The organism is Streptomyces sp. NBC_00440 (genome assembly GCF_036014215.1).
GTDB lineage: Bacteria > Actinomycetota > Actinomycetes > Streptomycetales > Streptomycetaceae > Streptomyces.
In genome coordinates this window covers 3,065,624-3,087,363 of record NZ_CP107921.1, presented here as the reverse complement: position 1 = coordinate 3,087,363, position 21,740 = coordinate 3,065,624, and the positions used below count along the sequence as shown (strand labels likewise).

21 protein-coding genes are annotated in these 21,740 nt (G+C 71.0%); 13 read left to right on the top strand and 8 right to left on the bottom strand.

The features are described 5' to 3' along the window. The first annotated feature begins 174 nt into the window (after positions 1-174). Positions 175-714 carry a hypothetical protein gene (locus OHB13_RS13770; RefSeq protein WP_328380287.1) on the top strand — a complete coding sequence of 180 codons (540 nt, stop codon included), beginning with the start codon at positions 175-177 and terminating at the stop codon, positions 712-714. Positions 715-744: 30 nt separating this feature from the next. Here OHB13_RS13770 and OHB13_RS13765 read toward each other — a convergent pair whose 3' ends face one another. From OHB13_RS13765 to OHB13_RS13745, 5 genes are all read right to left on the bottom strand, one after another. Continuing rightward, the gene (locus OHB13_RS13765) at positions 745-1,119 is read right to left on the bottom strand and encodes a hypothetical protein (protein ID WP_266856326.1); all 375 of its coding nucleotides are present in this window, start codon (positions 1,117-1,119) and stop codon (positions 745-747) included. A gap of 122 nt (positions 1,120-1,241) precedes the next feature. Further along, positions 1,242-1,664 carry a roadblock/LC7 domain-containing protein gene (locus OHB13_RS13760; RefSeq protein ID WP_266856328.1) on the bottom strand — a complete coding sequence of 141 codons (423 nt, stop codon included), beginning with the start codon at positions 1,662-1,664 and terminating at the stop codon, positions 1,242-1,244. Between the two features lie 38 nt (positions 1,665-1,702). Further along, entirely contained in the window at positions 1,703-2,455 is a 753-nt protein-coding gene (locus OHB13_RS13755; protein WP_328377286.1) for a transcriptional regulator, read from the bottom strand. A 77-nt stretch (positions 2,456-2,532) separates the two neighbouring features. Further along, entirely contained in the window at positions 2,533-2,961 is a 429-nt protein-coding gene (locus OHB13_RS13750) for a hypothetical protein (protein ID WP_328377285.1), read from the bottom strand. Positions 2,962-3,137: 176 nt separating this feature from the next. Continuing rightward, positions 3,138-4,565, bottom strand: a complete 1,428-nt coding sequence (locus OHB13_RS13745; RefSeq protein ID WP_328377284.1) for a diaminopimelate decarboxylase — start codon at positions 4,563-4,565, stop codon at positions 3,138-3,140. 119 nt (positions 4,566-4,684) lie between these two features. Between OHB13_RS13745 and hutU the strand changes: the two genes are divergently transcribed. The 4 genes from hutU to hutI are packed head-to-tail and all read left to right on the top strand — an operon-like array spanning position 4,685 to position 10,117. Further along, positions 4,685-6,349, top strand: a complete 1,665-nt coding sequence (gene hutU / locus OHB13_RS13740; protein ID WP_328377283.1) for a urocanate hydratase — start codon at positions 4,685-4,687, stop codon at positions 6,347-6,349. Between the two features lie 17 nt (positions 6,350-6,366). Next, positions 6,367-7,566 carry an allantoate amidohydrolase gene (locus OHB13_RS13735; protein WP_328380286.1) on the top strand — a complete coding sequence of 400 codons (1,200 nt, stop codon included), beginning with the start codon at positions 6,367-6,369 and terminating at the stop codon, positions 7,564-7,566. Next, a complete protein-coding gene (locus OHB13_RS13730; protein WP_328377282.1) occupies positions 7,557-8,906 on the top strand; it encodes a formimidoylglutamate deiminase in 1,350 nt (449 codons plus the stop codon). The genes OHB13_RS13735 and OHB13_RS13730 overlap by 10 nt, the downstream gene beginning before the upstream one ends. Positions 8,907-8,938: 32 nt before the next feature. Then, positions 8,939-10,117, top strand: coding sequence for an imidazolonepropionase (gene hutI, locus OHB13_RS13725; RefSeq protein ID WP_328377281.1), 1,179 nt, complete (start codon positions 8,939-8,941; stop codon positions 10,115-10,117). 216 nt (positions 10,118-10,333) lie between these two features. On the opposite strand, the gene OHB13_RS13720 is transcribed toward hutI, so the two are convergent. Continuing rightward, entirely contained in the window at positions 10,334-11,215 is an 882-nt protein-coding gene (locus OHB13_RS13720) for an RNA polymerase sigma factor SigF (RefSeq protein ID WP_401608860.1), read from the bottom strand. Positions 11,216-11,463: 248 nt separating this feature from the next. Between OHB13_RS13720 and OHB13_RS13715 the strand changes: the two genes are divergently transcribed. The 6 genes from OHB13_RS13715 (at position 11,464) to OHB13_RS13690 (ending at position 16,932) form a co-directional block, all read left to right on the top strand. Beyond that, a complete protein-coding gene (locus OHB13_RS13715; RefSeq protein WP_266856340.1) occupies positions 11,464-11,832 on the top strand; it encodes an STAS domain-containing protein in 369 nt (122 codons plus the stop codon). 117 nt (positions 11,833-11,949) lie between these two features. Beyond that, complete coding sequence (locus tag OHB13_RS13710) at positions 11,950-12,441, top strand: ATP-binding protein (RefSeq protein WP_328377280.1); 492 nt, start codon at positions 11,950-11,952, stop codon at positions 12,439-12,441. A 153-nt stretch (positions 12,442-12,594) separates the two neighbouring features. After that, on the top strand, positions 12,595-13,311 hold the full coding sequence (locus tag OHB13_RS13705; protein ID WP_266856344.1) for a peptidase: 717 nt from the start codon (positions 12,595-12,597) through the stop codon (positions 13,309-13,311). Between the two features lie 47 nt (positions 13,312-13,358). Continuing rightward, positions 13,359-14,369: a COG1470 family protein gene (locus OHB13_RS13700; protein WP_328377279.1), complete on the top strand. Its 1,011-nt coding sequence runs from the start codon at positions 13,359-13,361 to the stop codon at positions 14,367-14,369. Between the two features lie 2 nt (positions 14,370-14,371). Beyond that, a complete protein-coding gene (locus OHB13_RS13695) occupies positions 14,372-15,514 on the top strand; it encodes a hypothetical protein (protein ID WP_328380285.1) in 1,143 nt (380 codons plus the stop codon). A 14-nt stretch (positions 15,515-15,528) separates the two neighbouring features. Next, positions 15,529-16,932, top strand: a complete 1,404-nt coding sequence (locus OHB13_RS13690; protein WP_328377278.1) for a hypothetical protein — start codon at positions 15,529-15,531, stop codon at positions 16,930-16,932. A gap of 155 nt (positions 16,933-17,087) precedes the next feature. Here OHB13_RS13690 and OHB13_RS13685 read toward each other — a convergent pair whose 3' ends face one another. Then, positions 17,088-18,569, bottom strand: coding sequence for a peptide MFS transporter (locus tag OHB13_RS13685; RefSeq protein ID WP_328377277.1), 1,482 nt, complete (start codon positions 18,567-18,569; stop codon positions 17,088-17,090). Positions 18,570-19,032: 463 nt separating this feature from the next. On the opposite strand from OHB13_RS13685, the gene OHB13_RS13680 reads away from it, so the two are divergent. Together OHB13_RS13680 and OHB13_RS13675 are read left to right on the top strand one after the other, a co-directional pair. Then, the gene (locus tag OHB13_RS13680) at positions 19,033-19,710 is read left to right on the top strand and encodes a response regulator transcription factor (RefSeq protein WP_164261518.1); all 678 of its coding nucleotides are present in this window, start codon (positions 19,033-19,035) and stop codon (positions 19,708-19,710) included. A gap of 156 nt (positions 19,711-19,866) precedes the next feature. After that, positions 19,867-21,150, top strand: coding sequence for an ATP-binding protein (locus OHB13_RS13675; protein ID WP_266856356.1), 1,284 nt, complete (start codon positions 19,867-19,869; stop codon positions 21,148-21,150). Positions 21,151-21,159: 9 nt separating this feature from the next. Here the strand turns inward: OHB13_RS13675 and OHB13_RS13670 are convergent, their stop codons facing one another. Further along, on the bottom strand, positions 21,160-21,645 hold the full coding sequence (locus tag OHB13_RS13670) for a GtrA family protein (protein WP_266856358.1): 486 nt from the start codon (positions 21,643-21,645) through the stop codon (positions 21,160-21,162). Between the last annotated feature and the right edge of the window lie 95 nt (positions 21,646-21,740).

The following is a 21,740-nucleotide window of genomic DNA, read 5'->3' as shown; positions in this document are numbered from 1 at the left end:
CACGGCGTACTCAGAAACCGTCGCTAATCTCCGCTCGGTCCGGAGCAGGCGTGCGGAGGGAGTACGGACGTGGGGCGCGGCAGAGCGCAGACGCAGACACAGGTGCGGAAGCAGACGCAGGGGCAGGGTCAGGACCGGCGGCCGGAGCGGCCCGGGAAGGGCCGGCCGCGGACCGTGGCGAGGGTCGCGGTGCTGGTACGGGCCGGGGCCGCGCCGCTGTGGTGGCTGGGGCTGGTGGCCGCGGCCGCCGGGGCGCTGCTGCCGGGACTGACGGGGCGCAGGATCGGGCTCCTGGCCGGGGCCGCGCTCGCCCTGGTCACCTGCGCGCTGGTGGCCCTGGTCCGCAGGCGCCGGTTCGCCCATCTGTCGAAGTCGCCCTCGCGCGCGGGCCGTTCGGACTTCCTCCAGAACCGGGCCGTGACCGTACGGAACTGGCGGCGCGCCCACCGCTGGTGGCTGCTCGCGGCCTTCGCCGCGGCGCTCGGCTCGTCGTTCGCGCTTCCCGCCGCGGGCGGGCTGACCCTCGCCGGGGCGGGCGCCGGGCTCTGGCTCAAGGCGGTACGGCTCGGCCGTCGCGAACACGCGGACGACCTGCTCTTCTGGGTCCGTACCGACTGGATCGCGCGGGGCCCCGCGGGGAAGCCGGTCAAGGGCTACAGCTCGACGGGTGTCCTCGCGGGCGACGCCGCACCTGGCGGGGCGCGGCGTCGCTGACAGGGCCGCCGGGGTGTGGCAACGGCCGGGTCACACCTCCAGTTCGGCCTCGATCTTCTTCAGCTGGTGACGGGCCATCGCGAGGTTCGCCCGGGACTTGTCCAGCGCCAGATAGAGGAACAGGCCGTTGTTCCCGCGTCCCTTGAGCAGCCGGATCAGGTGGTACTGCTCGCCCAGGGTGATCAGGATGTCCTCGATCTCGTCCGTGAGGCCGAGGTGCTCCATGGTCCGCACCTTGGCACGGACCACATCCGTGTTCCCGGCTGCGGCCACGGCCAGATCGAGGTCCTTGCCGCCGCCGAGCGTGCCGAGGGCCATTCCGCTGGTGTAGTCGACGAGGGCCACGCCGATGGTGCCCTCGATCGAGCTCATCGCGTCCTTGAGTGCGGTTTCGGTGTTCGCCATGAGAGGCGCACTTCCCTTCTTCTGGTGGGTGGCAGAACGAGTGGTGTCCGAGTGGCTGGATTCCGATGCCGGGGTACGAGTACGAGCACGGGTGCGGGCGGCCCGGGAGCGGGGTGTGTCGGTCATGGGCTCTCCGGGCGTTGGCTGCCCGGGCGTGGGCTTTCCGGCCGGTCGAGGGCGCCGTCGACCAGTTCCCCGATCCGGGTGCTCGACCGGCGGGCCTCCAGATGCAGCCGGCCCACGTTGATGCGCGGCTGGGCGAGCAGGGTGAGCACCGCGGACGGCCCCGCCGCGTACGTCGCCACATAGCCGTGCTCGCCGCGGACCAGCAGCTCACGGAAGGCGCCCTGGCCCGTCGTCTCGGTCAGCCGCTGCGCGACACCGAGGGCCGCCGCGGTGAGCGCGGCGACGGACTCGCCCTCGGCCGACGTGGTGTCCTGCGCCAGCACCAGGCCGTCGGCGCTGGCCGCGAGAGCCCCGCTGATCAGGGGCACCCGGGCTCTCAACCGCCTCAGTTCTTCCAGCACTTCGGCCTCCGCGGACATCAGTTGTCTCCTCTCGGCGCGCTGCCGCAGAGCGCGGATCACAGCGTGGCCTCCAATGCGTCTCGCAGCCGGCGGAGCAGGGCGACATCCGGGTCCGGCGACACACCGGCGACCGCGTCGGCGTACCGGGCGGGAACCGCGGGCGCCTGCGGTACGGGTGCGCGCGGGGTCTCGACGGCGCCGGCGGCTGCCAGCCTGCGGACGTCGATGAGGGTGTGGAAGGCCGGGCGGCCCAGCGCCCTGGCGATGCCGGGCGGGGTGCGGACCCCGTCCACCAGGTCGAGCACGGCGCGCTGGCGCGGGGTGACCGGCGCGTCGGGGCGGCTCGGGGCCCGTACCACCGGGGCGGTGTCGATGTCGGGGTACGGCCAGAGCCGGTCGAGCAGTTCCCGGCGGCGGGCGGCCTCCCGCTCCACCGCTTCGGCCGGCACCGGGTGCACCGTGCCGATCCAGTGGCCGACGCCGTAACGGAAGCGGGTGGGGCCGCTGCTGGGGGCGAGGGCGAAGTACGCCGCGTCGTGCAGGGCGCCGAGGTGACAGATCTCCAGCTCGCCGTCGGCGACCTGGCCGCTCTCGACCAGGAACCGGCCGACCCGGCCGTGGGCCCCGGCGCGGTCCAGGGCCTGCCGCCACCCCTCGGGGCGCAGCCGTCCCGAGGTCGTCAGCAGGACGTCTATCCCGGGGGCGACCGGGCTCTCGGCGTGCACCACCTGGCCGTCGACCAGATAGAGCGTGCCGCGGTCACGCAGCAGGGCGCCGGTGGCACGTTCGCCCGCGAGGCGGACGAGCATGGGTGAGACGCCCGGGGGTCTGGCCGGAGGTCTGTCCGGCGGTCCGGTGCCGGGGCCTGTCGTGGTCGCGGCGGTCATCACAGCACCAGTCGCCCGGCCAGGTCCCGCAGCCGTAATCGGGCGAGCGCCAGATTGCCCTCGTCGCGATCGAGCCAGAGATGCAGGAAGACGCTGCTGTCGAAGGTCGTCTCGACGAAGCGCAGGATGTGGTAGCCGGTGCGGTTGGTGACGATGACGTCCTCGACCGGAAGTCCCTCACGCGGGGCGGGCGTTGAGGATTCCGGCAGCTCGCCGGTGGCTGCCGGGGCCGGGGCCGGGGCGAACGCGGGTTGTTCGGCGGCCATCCGGGCCAGCTCCGCGGTCTCGGCCGCGGTCGCCTCATGGTCGTTGTTCGGTGACTCGCCGATGGTTCCGAGTGCGAGTCCGCTGGTCCAGTCGACCACGGCGGCACCGAGGGAACCGGGCAGCCGCATGGCTTCCAGCAGACACTCGTCGATTCCGGGCACGCGGAACTCCCCTCCCAGCGTGGTGCGCGTGGCCGCGGGGGCGGCCGTGCAGCAGTGACGGCCAAGTTACGCAACGTTCAGCACTCTGAGGGGAGTTCTGGCATTTTCCAGCGGAACATGCGCGGCGGGATTAGGGTCTGCGTTCCGGCTGTGCTCGCGCCTTCGGCCGGTGCGTGTCAGAGCAGCGCGTCCGTGTGCGCCCCGCCCGACTCGGCGACGATCTCCGCCACGCTCTGCGCGTCCCGCACCGTCGCGAACCGGACACCCCGCGCGCCGGACGCGGTCTCGGCCGCCGCCCCCGCCGCGAACCCGTAAACCGCGGGCCTGGCAAGGCTGTTGTACGCGTAGTGGTGCGCGAAGTAGTACGCCCCGGTGTCCAGCACCGCCACGTAGTCCCCCTGCCCGAGCAGCGGCAGCTCCCGGTCCTCCGCCAGCAGGTCGCCCGCGAAGCAGGCGGGGCCCGCGATGTCCTGAGCGGTGACGGGGGCCGTACTGGGGCGGCCCTCACTGTCGTACGCGGCGATCCGCAGCGGCCAGGAAGCGGGCGCGTACACGGTGCGGGTGGCCACCTGGACCCCGGCGTGGGTGACCGCGATGGCCCGGCCGCCCGCCGACTTGGCGTACTCGACGCGGGCCAGGATCGTGCCGTGCTTGGCGAGCAGCGAGCGGCCGAACTCGGTGACCAGGCCGTAGCGGCCGTCGAGCAGGCCGGGCGCGGTCGCCTTGAGGAGCCGTGCGTACTCGGCGTACGTGGGGGTCTCGCCGTCCGACGAGAAGTTCACCGGGAGGCCGCCGCCGATGTCGATGGTGTCGATCTGCTGTCTGCCCGCCGCCGCGTTGATCTCCTCGGCCAGTTCGTGGACGGCCCGTACGCCCTCGGCCATGAGCTCCAGCGGTACGCCCTGTGAGCCCGAATGGGTGTGCAGCCGGTTCAGCCAGGGGCGGTCCAGGAAGGCGCGGACGACCCACTCGCGGGCGCCCTCGTCGCGCAGCGCCACCCCGAACTTGGAGGTCGCGGTGGCCGTCGACAGCGCGCCGATGGAGCCGGCGCCGGTCTGCGGATTGACGCGCAGGCCCAGCGGTGAGGCCGTCGGGGCCGACCGGACGAGGGCGTCGAGCCGGGCCAGCTCCTGCGGGTTGTCGGCGTTCACGGCGATCCCGATGGCGAGCGCCTCGCGCAGCTCGGCCGGGGTCTTGGCGGGGGAGTCCAGGACGGTATGCGCCGGGCGCACCCCCGCGGCGCGGGCCAGCGCCAGCTCACCCGGGCTCGCGACCTCCGCGCCGATGCCTTCATCGGCGAGCAGCCGCAGCACGGGGACGAGCGGGGCCGCCTTCACGGCGAAAGCGTGCAGAACGGAGGTACCCGGCGGGGTGACCTCCTCGAAGGCGGCCCGCAGGGCGGCCGCGCCGGAGCGGATGCCGTGGATGTCCAGGAGCCCGACGACGGGGCTCTCCGGCCCGGCGAGACCGGTCGCCACCGCGGCCCGTACGGCCTGCTCACGCCGTGCGACGGCACCCGTCTCGGAACCCGCACCGGAGCCCGTAGCCGAACCCGCACCGGAGCCCGTATCGGCGGCTGTTCCAGAACCCGTTTCAGAAGCCATGTGATCCAGCCAATCATCGACTGGGGCGGGGTGGGATGCCCGAGCGTATTGACTAGTTCTATTCATCTGGTCAAGATGTGAATAGAACGTGTAACAGTGTGGCATCGAGGAGGCAGACCATGTCAGGACCCCGGCCGGTACGAGCGCCGCGCGGTACGGAGCTGAGCACCCTGGGATGGCAGCAGGAGGCCGCCCTGCGCATGCTCCAGAACAACCTGGACCCGGAGGTCGCCGAGCACCCCGACAAGCTCGTCGTCTACGGCGGCACCGGCAAGGCCGCCCGCGACTGGCGCTCCTTCGACGCCATGGTGCGCACGCTGCAGACGCTCAAGCAGGACGAGACGATGCTCGTCCAGTCGGGCCGCCCGGTCGGCGTGATGCAGACCCACGAGTGGGCCCCGCGCGTGCTCATCGCCAACTCCAACCTGGTGGGCGACTGGGCCAACTGGGAGGAGTTCCGGCGGCTCGAATCGCTCGGGCTCACCATGTACGGTCAGATGACGGCCGGCTCCTGGATCTACATCGGCACCCAGGGCATCCTCCAGGGCACCTACGAGACCTTCGCCGCCGTCGCCGCCAAGCGCTTCAACGGCACGCTCGCCGGGACCATCACGCTCACCGCCGGGCTCGGCGGCATGGGCGGCGCCCAGCCGCTCGCCGTGACGATGAACGACGGCGTCGCGATCTGCATCGACGTCGACCCGCGTGCCATCGAGCGCCGTATCGAGCACCGCTACCTGGACGTCCGCGCGAACTCCCTGGAGCACGCCCTCCAGCTCGCCACCGAGGCGCGCGACGCCCGCAAGCCGCTCTCCATCGGCCTCCTCGGCAACGCCGCCGAACTGCTGCCCCGGATGCTCGCCGAGGGCGCGCCGATCGACATCGTGACGGACCAGACCTCCGCCCACGACCCGCTCGCCTACCTGCCGCTCGGCATCGACTTCGACGACATGGCCGCGTACGCCGCCGAGAAGCCCGCCGACTTCACGGTGCGCGCCCGCGAGTCGATGGCCCGGCACGTCGAGGCCATGGTCGGCTTCATGGACGCCGGGGCCGAGGTCTTCGACTACGGCAACTCCATCCGCGGTGAAGCCCAACTCGCCGGTTACAGCCGGGCGTTCGACTTCCCCGGCTTCGTGCCCGCCTATATCCGCCCGCTCTTCTGCGAGGGCAAGGGACCGTTCCGCTGGGCCGCGCTCTCCGGTGAGGCCGCGGACATCCACAAGACGGACAAGGCGCTCCTGGAGCTGTTCCCGGAGAACGAGTCGCTGCACCGCTGGATCAAGATGGCCGGTGAGCGCGTCCACTTCCAGGGCCTGCCCGCCCGCATCTGCTGGCTCGGCCAGGGCGAGCGCGACAAGGCCGGCGCCCGCTTCAACGACATGGTCGCCGACGGCACCCTCGCCGCCCCGCTGGTCATCGGCCGCGACCACCTCGACTGCGGCTCGGTCGCCTCTCCGTACCGCGAGACCGAAGCCATGCTCGACGGCTCCGACGCCATCGCGGACTGGCCGCTGCTCAACGCCATGGTCAATGTCGCGTCCGGTGCCTCCTGGGTCTCCATCCACCACGGCGGCGGGGTCGGCATGGGCCGCTCCATCCACGCCGGGCAGGTCTCGGTGGCCGACGGCACCCCGCTCGCGGGCGAGAAGATCCGCCGGGTGCTCACCAACGACCCGGGCATGGGCGTCATCCGCCATGTCGACGCCGGATACGACATCGCCGAGCGGGTGGCCGACGAGCGCGGCGTCCGCATCCCGATGCGCGAGGGCGGGCAGCAGTGACCTCCTCGTTCCACGAGATGTGGGCGGAGCTGCTGCCCATCGGCCGCAGCTCCGACTCCGGCGGGTACCGCCGGCACGCCTGGACCGGCGCCGACGCCGACTGCCGCGCCTGGTTCAAGGACCAGGCGCTGGCCCGCGGTCTCACCTACGAACTCGACCGCAACGGCAACCAGTGGGCCTGGCTGGGTGACCCGCTGGGCACCGACGCCGTCGTCACCGGCTCGCACCTGGACTCCGTACCGGACGGCGGTGCCTTCGACGGGCCCCTCGGGGTGGTCTCCTCCTTCGCCGCGCTCGACGAACTCCGCCGCAGGGGAGCCGAGTTCACCAGGCCGCTGGCGATCAGCAACTTCGGCGACGAGGAAGGAGCCCGCTTCGGGCTCGCCTGTGTGGGCTCCCGGCTCGCCGCCGGACAGCTCACCGTCGACCAGGCGCACCGGCTCCGCGACGGCGACGGCATCTCGCTGCCCGACGCCATGGAGCAGGCCGGGTACGACCCCGCCGGTATCGGCCCCGACCCCCAGCGGCTCGCCCGGATCGGCGCCTTCGTCGAGCTCCATGTGGAGCAGGGGCGCGCCCTCGACCTCAGCGGCGACCCGGTCGGTATCGCCTCGGCGATCTGGCCGCACGGCCGCTGGCGGTACGACTTCCACGGCGAGGCCAACCACGCCGGGACGACCCGTCTGGTGGACCGCCGCGACCCGATGCTGACGTACGCCGAGACGGTCATCGCCGCCCGCCGCCAGGCGGAACTCGCGGGCGCCGTGGCCACCTTCGGCAAGGTCTCCGTCGAGCCGAACGGGGTCAACGCGATCCCCTCCCTGGTGCGCGGCTGGCTCGACTCGCGCGCCGCCGACCAGTCGACCCTGGACACGGTCATCGCCGGTATCGAGCAGGCGGCCAGGGAACGCGGCGAGCGGGACGGCGTGGACGTCCGCGTCACCCGGGAGTCCTTCACCCCCGTCGTCGAGTTCGAGCACGCCCTGCGCGACGAACTCCGCAAGATCCTCGGTGGCGACGGCACCGACGTGCCCGTTCTCGGAACGGGCGCGGGACACGACGCCGGGATCCTCTCCGCGTCCGTCCCGACCGCCATGCTGTTCGTACGCAACCCCACGGGCGTCTCGCACTCCCCGGCGGAGAACGCCGGTGAGGACGACTGCCTGGCCGGGGTGACCGCACTCGCCGATGTACTGGAGGGCCTGGCGTGCAGGTGACGTACTGGCTGGAACACGCCTGGCTCGACACACACGTCGAGCCGGGCGTCGTCCTGGAGACCGACCAGGGCCGGATCACGGCTGTCCGCAAGGAGGTGCCGGCACCACCGCCCGGCGCGACGGCCCTGCGCGGCCTGACCATCCCGGGCCTGGCGAACGCCCACAGCCACGCCTTCCACCGCGCCCTGCGGTCCGCCGCCCAGGTGGGCTCCGGCACCTTCTGGACCTGGCGCGACGTGATGTACGGCGTGGCCGCCCGGCTGACCCCGGACACCTACCACGCGCTCGCCCGCGCGGTGTACGCCGAGATGGCGATGGCCGGGATCACCGTGGTCGGTGAATTTCACTATGTGCACCACACGCCGGGTGGCGCCGCCTACGACGACCCGAACGCGATGGGCGAGGCGCTGATCGCCGCCGCCGACGACGCGGGCATCCGCATCACCCTCCTCGACACCGCCTATCTGGCGTCCGGGATGATCGACAAGTACCGCAGCGCGGAGCCCGAGAAGCACCAGCTGCGCTTCTCCGACGGCTCGGCGCAGAGCTGGGCCGAGCGGGTGTCCCTGCTGAAGGACCGCGACCACGCCCGGATCGGCGCGGCCGTCCACTCCGTGCGGGCGGTCCCGGCCGACCAGCTCGGCACCGTGGCCGCCTGGGCCGGGAGCCGGCGGGCCCCGCTGCACGTCCACCTCTCCGAGCAGACCGCCGAGAACGAGTCCTGCCTGGCGGCGCACGGCTGCACGCCCACCCGGCTGCTCGCCGACCACGGAGTCCTCGGGCCCCGCACCACCGGCGTCCACAACACCCATCTCACCGACGAGGACATCCGCCTCCTCGGCTCCTCGGGGACCGGCACCTGTATGTGCCCCACCACCGAACGCGATCTCGCCGACGGCATCGGCCCCGCCACCCGGCTCCAGCACGCGGGCAGCCCGCTCTCCCTGGGCAGCGACAGCCACGCCGTGATCGACATCCTCGAAGAGGCCCGCGCCCTGGAGCTCAACGAACGGCTGCGCTCGCGCACCCGGGGCCACTGGACGGCAGCGGCGCTGCTGCGCGCTGCCACCGACGACGGGCACAACGCGCTCGGCTGGCCCGAGGGAGGCGTCATCGAGACCGGCGCGCTCGCCGACCTCACGACGATCGCACTCGACACGGTCAGAACAGCTGGGCCCGTACCGCGCCTCGGAGCGGAGACCGCGGTATTCGCCGGCTCCGCAGCCGACGTACGCCACACGGTCGTGGGCGGCCGCCATGTCGTACGCGACGGAGTCCACGCACTGGTCCAGGACGTCCCGCACGCACTGGCCGAGTCGATCGCGGCGCTGCGTCCCTGACCCCGAACCCGTACACGTAGGAGCACACCGCGATGACGAACCCCGCCACCGCCCTCACCCACATCGGCAGTCTGGTCACCAACGACCCCTCCCTCGGGGACGGATCCCCGCTCGGTCTGATCCAGGACGCGGCGCTCGTCATCGACGGCGACCGCATCGCCTGGGTCGGTGAATCCAGCAAAGCACCCGCCACTGACAACGCGGTCGACGCGGGCGGCCGGGCGGTGATCCCGGGGTTCGTCGACTCGCACTCGCACCTGGTCTTCGCGGGCGACCGGACGGCCGAGTTCAACGCGCGCATGTCGGGCCGCAGTTACTCGGCGGGCGGGATCCGCACCACGGTCGCCGCCACCCGCACCGCCACCGACGAGCAGCTCTCGGCGAACGTCGCCGCGTACCTCCAGGAGGCGCTCCGCCAGGGCACCACCACGCTGGAGACGAAATCCGGCTACGGCCTGACCGTCCAGGACGAGGCGCGGGCCCTGCGGATCGCGGCCCGCCACACCGAAGAGGTCACCTACCTGGGTGCCCACATCGTCGCGCCCGAGTACGCCGACGACCCCGCCGGGTACGTCGATCTGGTCACCGGCGAGATGCTCGACGCCTGTGCGCCGCACGCCCGCTGGGTCGACGTGTTCTGCGAGAAGGGCGCCTTCGACGGCGACCAGGCCCGCGCGATCCTCACCGCCGGGCGGGCCAGGGGCCTGCATCCGCGCGTCCACGCCAACCAGCTCGGTCACGGGCCGGGGGTGCAGCTGGCCGTCGAGCTGGACGCCGCTTCGGCCGACCACTGCACCCATCTCACCGACGAGGATGTCACGGCCCTGGCCGACGGCGACACCGTGGCCACACTGCTGCCGGGCGCCGAGTTCTCCACCCGCGCAGCCTGGCCGGACGCCCGCCGCCTCCTCGACGCCGGGGTGACGGTCGCGCTCTCCACCGACTGCAACCCGGGCTCGTCGTTCACGTCCTCCATGCCGTTCTGTATCGCCCTGGCGGTACGGGACATGGGGATGAGCCCGGACGAGGCGCTCCGGGCGGCCACCGCGGGCGGCGCGCAGGCGCTGCGCCGCACGGACATCGGCCGTCTCGTGCCGGGGGCCAGGGCGGACCTGACCCTGCTCGACGCCCCGTCCCACGTCCACCTCGCCTACCGGCCCGGTGTCCCGCTGGTCTCGGGGGTGTGGCAGCGCGGAACCCGGGTGGTCTGACCCCGGCCCGGTCTCACTCAGCCCGCGTACCAGCTCCGTTCACGAGCGGCGTACGCGGGCTGCACGAGCGCCGTACGTGCGCCTGTACCGGCTCCGTACGCAGGTCGGCTGGACCGGCCCCGCACGCGGAAGAGCCGGTCCCGGCGAGCGGGACCGGCTCTTCCGCCGAGGCGCTGCCCGGCCGGTGTACGGACGGACGCTCCTCGTGACGGTGCCTCACTGCTCCAGGGTCAGCCCCTTGCGCAGCTTTACCAGAGTGCGCGACAGCAGCCGCGACACATGCATCTGCGAGATGCCCAGCTCTTCGCCGATCTCCGACTGCGTCATGTTGGCGACGAAGCGCAGCGACAGGATCTGCCGGTCGCGCGAGGGGAGCCCGGCTATGAGGGGCTTGAGCGACTCGATGTACTCGACGCCTTCGAGGTCGTGGTCCTCGTAGCCGATCCGGTCGGCCAGCGCGCCCTCGGACTCGTCCTCCTCGGGCTGGGCGTCCAGCGAGCTCGCGGTGTACGCGTTGCTCGCCGCCATCCCTTCGACGACCTCTTCCTTGGTCAGGTCGAGGCGCGCGGCGAGTTCCGCCACGGTCGGGGAGCGGTCGAGCTGCTGGGCGAGCTCGTCGCCTGCCTTGGCGAGGTCGAGACGGAGCTCCTGGAGACGGCGCGGCACCCGCACCGACCAGGAGGTGTCACGGAAGAAACGCTTGATCTCGCCGATGATCGTCGGCATCGCGAATGTGGGGAATTCCACGCCCCTGCTGAGCTCGAAGCGGTCTATCGCCTTGATCAGACCGATCGTGCCGACCTGGATGATGTCTTCCATCGGTTCGCTGCGTGAGCGGAACCGGGAGGCGGCGAACTTGACCAGGGCCAGGTTGAGCTCGACGAGCGTGTTGCGGACATACGCGTACTCGTGCGTTCCCTCTTCGAGGGACTCCAGCCGCGAGAAGAGCGTCTTCGACAGGGCCCTGGCGTCCAGCGGGCCCACTTCGTCGTACGGCGGAATCTCAGGAAAATCCTCGATTCCGGACTCGATCCGGTGGGGCTGGGTAGGACGTGCAGTCGACGTATCGCTGCGGGATTCGTCGAGCCGGGGTGACATGGTGTCCTCCATGGTTCTCGGCATATGGCTGCCGATGCCTGTGTTCAGCGGTGTAGCGGCGCCTCCGAAGCCGGCCATGTTCGAATGATGTCGCTACTACCCCTATCGGCTTGTGACGGACAAGCGCAAGTGTTAAATGTCCGTATTGGTAAGGTTTGTTGTGGTTGTTCGACTACCGGTCGGCGTACGGAAGGCGTAGTCTTCGTCGCACGTCAGCGACATCTCCAATACGGCGAAGAGGAACGGACATGGACCGCGAGACGGTCGGCAGCATGAACCGGGGCCGGCTTCAGGTCGAAGTCAGGTCCGTGGGCCGGAGTGAGGTCGTGACTCCGGCAGGTGAGCTTGATCACCACACTGCCGAATTGCTGAGCGAGCCGCTGGATCAGGCGCTGGAGCGCGGCCGGTCGAGACTGGTCATCGACTGCTCCCGGCTGGAATTCTGCGACTCGACCGGACTGAACGTGCTCCTCGGGGCCCGCCTCAAGGCGGAGGCCGCCGGGGGAGGGGTTCACCTGGCCGGGATGCTTCCCGTGGTGGCCAGAGTGTTCGAGATCACAGGCGCCGAGGCGGTCTTCACCGTGCACGATTGTCTCGAAGACGCGCTGCGCGACTGATCCGCACACTCTGTTGAAAGAAATGAGTGTTGTCACCATTAGGCAGGGCAGGAGTCCCTCCGCAATCTCTGTACCGCTGACTTTTTTGAACTGGTGAATCGGTGAGGTGAAGCGCTGATGAGCACCACCCGGCAGCAGCCGCCGGGGGACCTCGGCCCCGAGCGCGACGGCGCCGGACCAGCCTCTACCGTGTCCGCCGAAGGCCGCATCCGCACGCTCTCCCTGCAGAGTGCGAGCGGCATTGTTCCGCTGGCGCGTGATTTCACGCGCCAGGCGCTCTACGACTGGGCCTGGCTGCCCGCCGGGAGCGCCGACCGCCGTGCCGCGGCTGAGGACGTCCTGCTGGTCGTGTCCGAGCTGGTCACCAACGCGTGCCTGCACGCCGAGGGCCCCGAGGAGCTCCGCGTCTCGTACGGGCAGAAGGTGCTCCGTCTTGAGGTCGCCGACCGTGGCGCGGGCCAGCCCGCACCGCGCAGCCCGCACCGGGCCGGCCGGCCCGGCGGGCACGGCATGTTCATCGTGGAGCGGCTCTGTCTCGACTGGGGCGTGGTCCGTACGCCCGGCAGGCCCGGCAAGATGGTCTGGGCCGAGCTGGCCGCGCCGGCGTAGGCCTCCCACCTCTTCTTTCTCCTCTTCCCCCTGAGCGCACCGATCCGGTGCGCTCTTTGTCTTCCCTCGGCAAGGGCTCCGGCGTACCTTGAGCGCCCAATCTGATGTGTCGTCAGTAACTTAGCGGCGGCATCCGGCATAAGGGGTTTCGAGGTGTCGTACCAGAAGCGGACAGCGTTTGCGCTGGCGGCGGCCGTCGCGGGCTCGGTGGTGCTGATGACCGCACCGGCAGCCCAGGCCGACGTGGTGGACGTCAACTACCAGTGCAAAACGCCGATCGGAAACAAAGGAGCCGTCTCGCCCATCGACATCAAGGGCGTCAAGAGCGGCAGCGGCTACACCCTGACCATGTCCTTCCAGAAGGGCGTCTCGTCCAGCCCGGTCGAACTGGGCAAGGGCGCCATGAAGCCCAGCGCGCTCATCAAGCTGGGCGGCGCCGAGAGCGGGACGGTCCCGGTATCGGGAGCCACCAACTCGGCGGCCATACCCGCCAACTCACCCATCAAGATCAGTGACCTGTCGGGCACCTACACGCCCAAGAAGAGCGGCAAGGTCACCTTCACCGCGTCGACGCTGACCATCAAGGCGCTCGGCACGACGACCACCTGCACTCCGTCCAACAGCCCCAAACCCTCACTGGAACTGACGGTCGCCGGATCGGGCGGCGGCGGTACGAGCGGGGGCAGCGGCTCGACGGGCGGCGGCAGTACGAGCGGTGGCTCCGGCTCGTCGCAGAGCACCGGCGGCAGCCTGCCGAAGACCGGGCCGCTCGACTCCACGATGGCGCTCGGCACGCTCGGCGGGACCGTGCTGCTCAGCGGGGCCGCGGGGGTGCTGTGGCTGACCCGGCGGGGCCAGCGGTCCGCCTGACACCTGCCGGGACCAGGGAGGCGGTCCAAGCAACAGGGAGTTCTCTCATGCTCACGCGCAACATCCGTTCCGCCGTGCTCACGGCTGCCGTACTGCTCTGCTCCGCCGTGCCCGCGCTCGTACCCGCGGCCGCGGCCGAGCCGGCGGCCGGCGGACCCGGCTGGACGGCGGCGCCCGCGTCCGGCGCCGGCACCAGGCCGAGCGCCGACGGCCGCCCGTACTTCTATCTGGAGGGCGCACCGGGGACCGTCCTGGAGGACACCCTGGCGCTGACCAACCCCGGGAAGAAGGCCGTGACCGTACGGCTGCGGGGGGCCGAGGCGTACAACACGGCATCCGGCGGGTCCGCGCTCCGCGCCACGGACCACAGCTGGATCACCCCGGCCGCCCGCACGGTGAAGGTCCCGGCGCGCACCAGCGCCCGGGTCCCCTTCAGCGTCACCGTCCCCACCAGCGCCGAACCGGGCGACCACCCGGCCGCGATCGTGGCGGCGGCGGGCGGACATGAGACCGGGGTGCGGGTGCAGCTGCGGGTGAGCGGGCCGACGCTCTCGGCGCTGACCGTCGAGGACGTCCGGATCGACAAGGGCCGGGGGCTGATCCACTACACGGTGGTCAACCGCGGCAACACCGCCCTCACCCCGCACCTCGACATACGCACCGAAGGACCCATCAGCGGCGCTCACCACATCACCGGGCGCACGCTGCCGGTGGAACTGCTGCCCGGACGGCGCGCACAGCTCACGGAGAAGTGGCCGCATCCGCCGGCGCTCGATTCGGCGTCCGTGCACCTCGCGGTCACGGCCGGGGGCGGAGCGCACGGGACGGGGTCCGCGTCGGCGGTGTTCGTGCCGTGGTGGCGCCTGGCGGGGGCCGCGGTCCTGGTGCTCGCCGGTACGGGCGGCTGGTTCGCCGTACGGCGCAGACGCCTCCGCGGCAAGGGAGACGGAACGGGAACGGGGACGGGCTCAGGACCGGACCCGTACGCAAGCGACAGCAGCACCAGGGACATGACGTACACCGACAGCGAACCGGCGACGGCGGGAGCGGCAACGTGAAGATCGAACCCGCCCGTTGGCTGCGGGCCCTCGGGAGCTGGGGGGCCGCCCTGGCCTTCCTCCTGGCGCTGCTCCCCGCCCTGGTCCTGGCTCCGGCCACCGGCGCCGCCGCGGCCGGCAAGCCGGGCGCCACACTCTCCCAGCAGCAGGCGGGCAAGGGCGGCGACATCACCGTCAAGGGCACGGGCTGGCGCCCCGACGCGTTGCTCATGATGCTGATCTGCGGTCAGGCCACCCCGGCCCGGGGCGTGATCGGCGGCACCAACTCCTGCGCCAACTCCGAGGGACGCGCCGTCACCACCGACTCCAAGGGCGGCTTCAGCAAGAAGCTGCCGGTGGCCGAGCCGCCGAAACCCTGCCCGTGCGTGGTGCACATCGCGACCGTGACCGGTGAACAGGCCGCGGCCGACGTGGTGTTCAAGGTCGCGGGGCATCCGGTCGCGGCTCTGCCGAAGCCCCCGCCCGGGAGGCTGGCGGTGCTGTCCGACGCCCGGCTCGAAGGGTCGAGCGGAGTCCTCACCTGGTTCGGGGCGCCGCCCGGCCGGACCATCGTGTTCACCGTCGGCAATCTCGGCTCGACGCCCGTCAAGGACCCGCTCTTCTCGCTGGGCACCTCGCACGGCGTGTTCGCCCCGCAGTGGGAGGACCGGCAGTGGCACGGCACGGTCGCACCCGGCAGGAAAGCGCAGATCAGACTGGATGCCGAACTCTCGGCCGGCGCCCACGGCGACTACCAGGTCGCGGTGAAGTACGCCGGCAAGGTGCTGGTCGAGCAGCCCTGGGGGGTGGGGCGCCCGTGGGGCGTCACGTTCTTCTGGCTGCTGCTCTGCGTGGTCGTACCGGCCGCCGTGTTCCGTATCGGCATGGCGATCGTCGACAAGGTCAGGCCGCGGGGCGCACGCGGTACGGCCGGTGGCGCCGGCCGCCACCGGAACGCGCTGCTGCCCGGACTCACCGTGAGAATGCCCGCGTTGCGCAGGCCCGAGCGGGCAGCACCGCCCGGCGACGGGCCGCAACCCTCTACGACCACGGTTCTCCCGTGGTTCACCCCGGACACCGCACCGTCTGAGAACAACCCGTCTGAGAAACACCTGTCTGAGAACCACCCGGCCGAGAAGCACCCGACGACGAAGGGAAACTCGTGATCAGACAACGGAGGATGAGCGCGGCAGGATTCGCGCTGATGCTCGGCGGTGCGGGGATCATGCTGGCCGCGGGCCCTGCCCAGGCCGCGGACGTCTCGTACAAGACCGAGTGCATACCGCCCGCGATTTCCGGGCTGCCGCCCATCGAGGGCACGACCGAGGTGGCGATCACGGCGCCCGCCACGGCGAAGGTGGGCGACGAGGTCGACGTCGTGTGGAAGACGGTCTCGGCCGCCTCCAAGAACCCCGACATCCTCGATCTGGACGCCAACACCGTGCAGCCGACCGGCACGATCAAGGTCGGCGGGGCGCAGACAGCGGATCTCGCCATGCAGGGGCCCCGGACGAACCCGCCCATTCCCAAGGGCGCCCCGATGGTCCTCTCCGACATGACGGCCAAGCTGAAGCTGACCAAGGCCGGGGACGTCACGCTGACGGCCGACAAGTACAACATCAACGTCAGCAAGCCGATCTCCACGGACACCAAGTGCTCGCCCAAGGAGACGGTGAAGTCGTCGGCCACCATCAAGGTCACGGACGGCGGCGGAACCACCACCGGCGGGACCACGACGGGCGGTACGACCACCGGCGGCACCACGGCCGGTACGACCACCGGCGGGACCACCACGGGTGGTACGACGGCCGGGACGACCACCGGCGGGACCACCACCGGCGGGACCACCACCGGGACGACCACAGGCGGTACGAGCACCGGTGGGAGCACCACCGGCGGCAGCACCACGGGCGGCACCGGGGGCGCGACCGACTTCCCCGGTAAGCAGGTCTCCGTCGCCTACGCCTGCAAGACACCCATCGGCGACAAGAACGCCACATCGCCGGTGCAGATCAACGCGAAGAAGAGCGGCGGGGACTACGGCCTCACCGTGAAGTTCAGCAAGTCCGTGATGGACAGCCCGGCCGACATTCCCGCCGGCTCGGTCGTCCCGTCCATGGACGTCAAGCTCGGCGGCTCCGACAAGGGCACGGTCCATGTGGTGGGCCCGGCCAACAAGTCGGCCATCAAGTCGGGCGCACCCATCGAGATCCCCGACCTCACCGGCACGTACAAGCCGGGCGCGAGCGGCAAGACGACGCTCAGCCCCGGCGTACTGACGGTCAAGGCGCTCGGTACGACCACCACCTGCACCCCGCCGGCGAACGTCGCTGTCTCACTGAACCTGGACACGTCGGCCCAGCCGGGCGGCGCGTCGGGCGGCACGTCGACCGGCGGGACCACCGGCGGCACGGCGACGGGCGGCTCGGGCGGCAGCACCAGCACCAGCGGTGGCCTCGCCGAGACCGGTGCGAGTGACAACGGCGCCCTGCGGGCGCTCGGCCTGGTGGCCGGCACCGTGATCCTGCTGGGCGGCGCGGTGTTCACCTTCACCCCGTGGAGGAGGCTGCGCGGCACCCGCTGACCCGGCCGTGACGGCACCGGGCCCGCCGCCGTCACGGGGAGGGCCCGGTGTACGGGGGACACAGGCCCCGGAGGCTCAGCGCGTACGACACAGGCCCCGCCGCACCTGACCGGTGCGGCGGGGCCTGCGTACGGATGGAGCGGGTACGGACCGCGTCAGCGGACGTCGCCCATGAGCTCCTTGACCTTGCCGCGGTACATCCAGACGGCTATGGCCGCGACCACCGCGAGCGCCGCTTCAAGGCCGACCATGCCGGACTTGTTGAGGTTCACCCCGGAGAGCGACATCAGGCTGGTGACGCAGTCGCCGGCCGTGACGGCGAGGAACCACACACCCATCATCTGGCTGGCGTACTTGGCCGGAGCCATCTTCGTGGTCACCGAGAGGCCGACCGGGGAGAGGCAGAGCTCGCCGACGGTCTGGACGAAGTAGATCGCCACCAGCCACATCGGGCTGACCTTCGAGCCGTCCGTCGTCGACATCAGCGGCAGCATGAAGACGAAGAAGGAGACGCCGATCAGGAAGAGACCCGAGACGAACTTGACGACCGTGCTCGGCTCCTTGCCCCTCTTGTTGAGAGCCAGCCAGATCCAGGCGACGACCGGGGCCAGCGCCATGACGAAGACCGGGTTCACCGACTGGTACCAGGACGTCGGGAAGTGGAAGCCGAGCAGGCTGTTCGTCGTGGAGTCCTCGCCGAAGAGCGACATGGTGGAGCCGCCCTGGTCGTAGATCATCCAGAAGACGGCCGCGGCCACGAAGAACCAGATGTAGCCGGAGATCTTCTTCTGCTCAAGGCCGGACAGCTCCCGGTCGCGCTTCATGCGCACCAGGACACCGATCGGGATGAGCAGACCGAGCACGGTGATCGGGTAGAGCGCCCAGTTCTGGGTGAAGGCGCCGCTGAAGACCACGATGCCGTAGAAGACCGCGGCGATGATCAGGCAGATCAGGCCCTTGGTCAGGACCGAGCTGCGCTCCTGCGCCGACAGGGGCTTCGGGACGATGCTGCTGCGCTCGCTCAGGTGGCGCGTGCCGATGAGGAACTGGATCAGGCCCAGCGCCATACCGACCGCCGCGAGGGCGAAGCCGAGGTGCCAGTTCACGTTCTCGCCGACCGTACCGATGACCAGCGGCGCGAAGAAGGAACCGATGTTGATGCCCATGTAGAAGACGGTGAAGCCACCGTCCCTGCGCGGGTCGTCGGGGCCCTTGTACAGGTGCCCGACCATCGTCGAGATGTTGGCCTTCAGCAGCCCGGAACCGAACGCGACGAGCGCCAGACCCGCGAAGAACGAGCCAGTGCCCGGCAGCGCCAGGGTGAGGTGCCCGACCATGATGATCGAGGCCGCGATGGTGACCGTCTTGCGGGCTCCCCAGACACGGTCGCCGAACCAGCCGCCCGGCATGGTGAGCAGGTAGACCATCGCCAGGTAGATCGAGTAGATCGCCGTGGCGGTGGCGGCGCTCAGATGCGGACCGGTGCTGGACACCAGGTACAGCGGGAGCAGAGCCCTCATGCCGTAGAAGCTGAAACGCTCCCACATCTCCGTCATGAAGAGCGGTGCCAGGCCGCGGGGGTGTCCGAAGAAGGTCTTTTCCGGGGTCTCCGGTGCCTTCGTCAGGCTTGACGCCATGGTCGTTCCTTGCTTTTCGGGACGCATCGCAGAACGGTGACGCGCCCGGTGGGGGGTGGCCGGCACCGGCATGGTCCGTCCCCGCCCCACGCCTGAGGTGCCAGCCGGATGTATTCCGTACCGAAGGGGGAGACCACACAGGGATCCACGCCCCGCGCGCTTCCTCGCACACAGGGCCCGGCCGCTAGGTCATTCACTGTCCACGCGGCCGGAGTGCCAACCGCGCACAGAATAAGAGGTCTTTAGCGCGTCATGGCAGGCCAAAGAACCCGAAGTACTGCAACAGGCGTCTCGCCACCATAAAGAGGCAGCTGCGGCATTTGAAAGGGGTTGAGACATGGATCACAGGTGAAGACAGGAACCGGCCGCTGTATCGAAGGTAACAACACCTATGGCCACCCAGAGCCGCAGCCCTTCGCGATCACCTCACGAGCACGACCTGTCGCGGTCTACCATCACCTTCATGACCCGTGTACTGCTCGCCGAGGACGACGCATCCATCTCGGAGCCGCTGGCCCGCGCACTGCGTCGGGAGGGTTACGAGGTCGAGGTGCGGGAAGACGGACCGACCGCGCTCGACGCCGGCCTTCAAGGAGGGATCGACCTGGTCGTCCTGGATCTGGGCCTGCCCGGCATGGACGGCCTGGAGGTGGCCAGACGGCTGCGCGCCGACGGGCACACCGTGCCCGTCCTGGTGCTCACCGCCCGCGCCGACGAGGTCGACACGGTGGTCGGCCTGGACGCCGGCGCCGACGACTACGTGACCAAGCCGTTCCGGCTCGCCGAACTGCTGGCGCGGGTACGGGCCCTGCTGCGGCGCGGCGCCGCCGAGACCGCCCCGCAGCCCGCCACCCACGGCGTACGGATCGACGTCGAGTCGCACCGCGCGTGGATGGGCGACGAGGAACTCCAGCTCACGGCAAAGGAGTTCGACCTGCTGCGGGTCCTGGTCAGGGACGCCGGCCGGGTCGTCACCCGGGACCAGCTGATGCGCGAGGTCTGGGACACCACCTGGTGGTCGTCCACCAAGACGCTCGACATGCACATCTCCTGGTTGCGCAAGAAGCTCGGCGACGACGCGGCGAACCCGCGCTATATCGCCACCGTGCGGGGCGTCGGCTTCCGCTTCGAGAAGAGCTGAGTCCAGGACGAGCTGAGTCCAAGGCGAGCTGAGCCCGAGAAGAGCTGAGGCCGCGGGCCGGGCCGTCGCCGGTGCGGCCCGCCCCGGCACCGCAGCCACCCGGCCCCGCGGGCGCACCGCCCCGGCCCCGCGGGCGCCGACTGCGACACTTGGCGCATGCGCCGCCGACTCATCAACTCCACGCTCGCCGTCGTACTCGTCGTGATCGCCGTCTTCGGCGTCTCGCTCGTCATCGTCGAGACGCGCACCATCAGCAGCAGTGCCCAGGAGAGCGTGGACTCCGAGGCCCTGCGCCTCGCGAGCATCGTCGAGAGCCGGATCGTCGGCAAGGAACGGGTCACCGGGTCGGTCCTGCACGATCAGGTCGAGGCCCACCGCTACGCAGTGATCAAGATCCCCGGCCGGGACACCGTCAGGCTCGGCACCGAACCGCAGGGCAACGTCATCCGGTCCAGGGCGACCGGCGCCCACGGCGAGGAGGTCACGGTCGAGGAAGCGGGCTCCACCGTGACCCGCGAGGTCGGCCGCACCCTGCTCATCATCGGCGCGGTGGCCCTCCTGGCGATCATCTCGGCGGTGCTCCTCGCCGTACGCCAGGCCAACAAGCTCACCTCGCCGCTCACCGACCTCGCCGAGACCGCCGAACGCCTCGGCTCCGGCGACCCGCGCCCCCGGCACAAGCGGTACGCGGTTCCCGAGCTGGACCGGGTCGCCGATGTGCTGGACTCGTCGGCCGAGCGGATCACCCGGATGCTGACCGCCGAGCGCCGGCTGGCCGCCGACGCCTCGCACCAGCTCCGTACGCCGCTGACGGCGCTCTCCATGCGGCTGGAGGAGATCACCCTCACCGAGGACCTGGACACGGTGAAGGAGGAGGCGACCATCGCGCTGACCCAGGTCGAGCGGCTGACGGACGTCGTGGAGCGGCTGCTGACCAACTCCCGCGACCCGCGCACCGGCTCCGCCGTCACCTTCGATCTGGACGAGGTCGTCACCCAGCAGCTCCAGGAGTGGCGCCCGGCGTACCGCAGCGCGGGGCGCGCGATCGTACGGTCGGGGAAGCGCGGGCTGCGGGCCATCGGCACGCCCGGCGCGGTGGCCCAGGTGATGGCCGCCCTGATCGAGAACTCGCTGATGCACGGTGGCGGCACCGTCGCGGTCCGTACGCGGGTCACCGGCACCCAGACGGTCGTCGAGGTGACGGACGACGGGCCCGGTGTGCCGCCCGACCTGGGGGCGCGGATCTTCGAGCGGACCATCAGCGGCCGCAACTCCACCGGCATCGGCCTCGCCGTGGCCCGCGACCTGGCGGAGGCGGACGGCGGACGGCTCGAAATGCTCCAGCAGCACCCGCCGGTCTTCGCGCTCTTCCTGAGCCGGGTGTCGAAGAACCCGCCGCAGCAGAACAGCGCCCCGGACCCGCAGCCGACGATCCGGTGACGGGGAGGCCTACTCCGGGCCGGCCTCGACCAGGGCGGGAGACGGGGCTGCCGGTTCCCGGGCGGGCAGCGTCCGGAAGACCCAGGTGCGGTAGGACCAGAAGCGGAAGAGCGTCGCGACGGCGATACCGAGGAACTTGAAGAAGTTGCTCTGCAGCGGGGAGTTCCAGTCGGCGCCGTATGTCGCCGCGTAGAGGACCCCGTTCTCTATGACCGCGCCGACCAGGCTGAACAGCAGGAACAGCCCCATCTCCCGGGCCCGGCCGCTCTTCTCACGGTCCCGGTAGGCGAAGTACCGCAGGCCGACGTAGTTGAAGACGACCGCGATGACGGTCGCCAGCACGCTGGCCCGCACCACCTGCAGGGAGGTCGTGTGGCGGAGCAGGTTGAACGCCGCCATGTTGACCAGCAGGCCCAGGGCGCCCACCGCGCCGAACTTGGCGACCTCGCGCCAGAGCCGCTGCACCCGCGTCCGCATCCCGCCGGAATCGCTCATGGTGGTCGATAGCCCCGTTCGGTCGAGTGAGTCAACGGTCGGTCGAGTCCGTCAACTCGCCCATGCTAGCCAGTGCTCCGTTCGGGTGCCCGGTC

Bases quoted from the DNA above. Each gene is read 5' to 3' on its own strand.
- hutU (WP_328377283.1), top strand. From the start codon at position 4,685: ATGTCAGGACCCCGGCCGGTACGAGCGCCGCGCGGTACGGAGCTGAGC.
- OHB13_RS13680 (WP_164261518.1), top strand. From the start codon at position 19,033: ATGACCCGTGTACTGCTCGCCGAGGACGACGCATCCATCTCGGAGCCG.
- OHB13_RS13745 (WP_328377284.1), bottom strand. From the start codon at position 4,565: ATGGCTTCTGAAACGGGTTCTGGAACAGCCGCCGATACGGGCTCCGGT.
- OHB13_RS13675 (WP_266856356.1), top strand. From the start codon at position 19,867: ATGCGCCGCCGACTCATCAACTCCACGCTCGCCGTCGTACTCGTCGTG.
- OHB13_RS13760 (WP_266856328.1), bottom strand. From the start codon at position 1,664: ATGTCCGCGGAGGCCGAAGTGCTGGAAGAACTGAGGCGGTTGAGAGCC.
- OHB13_RS13720 (WP_401608860.1), bottom strand. From the start codon at position 11,215: ATGTCACCCCGGCTCGACGAATCCCGCAGCGATACGTCGACTGCACGT.
- hutI (WP_328377281.1), top strand. From the start codon at position 8,939: ATGACGAACCCCGCCACCGCCCTCACCCACATCGGCAGTCTGGTCACC.
- OHB13_RS13710 (WP_328377280.1), top strand. From the start codon at position 11,950: ATGAGCACCACCCGGCAGCAGCCGCCGGGGGACCTCGGCCCCGAGCGC.
- OHB13_RS13715 (WP_266856340.1), top strand. From the start codon at position 11,464: ATGGACCGCGAGACGGTCGGCAGCATGAACCGGGGCCGGCTTCAGGTC.
- OHB13_RS13670 (WP_266856358.1), bottom strand. From the start codon at position 21,645: ATGAGCGATTCCGGCGGGATGCGGACGCGGGTGCAGCGGCTCTGGCGC.
- OHB13_RS13690 (WP_328377278.1), top strand. From the start codon at position 15,529: ATGAGCGCGGCAGGATTCGCGCTGATGCTCGGCGGTGCGGGGATCATG.
- OHB13_RS13685 (WP_328377277.1), bottom strand. From the start codon at position 18,569: ATGGCGTCAAGCCTGACGAAGGCACCGGAGACCCCGGAAAAGACCTTC.
- OHB13_RS13755 (WP_328377286.1), bottom strand. From the start codon at position 2,455: ATGCTCGTCCGCCTCGCGGGCGAACGTGCCACCGGCGCCCTGCTGCGT.
- OHB13_RS13735 (WP_328380286.1), top strand. From the start codon at position 6,367: ATGTGGGCGGAGCTGCTGCCCATCGGCCGCAGCTCCGACTCCGGCGGG.
- OHB13_RS13765 (WP_266856326.1), bottom strand. From the start codon at position 1,119: ATGGCGAACACCGAAACCGCACTCAAGGACGCGATGAGCTCGATCGAG.
- OHB13_RS13700 (WP_328377279.1), top strand. From the start codon at position 13,359: ATGCTCACGCGCAACATCCGTTCCGCCGTGCTCACGGCTGCCGTACTG.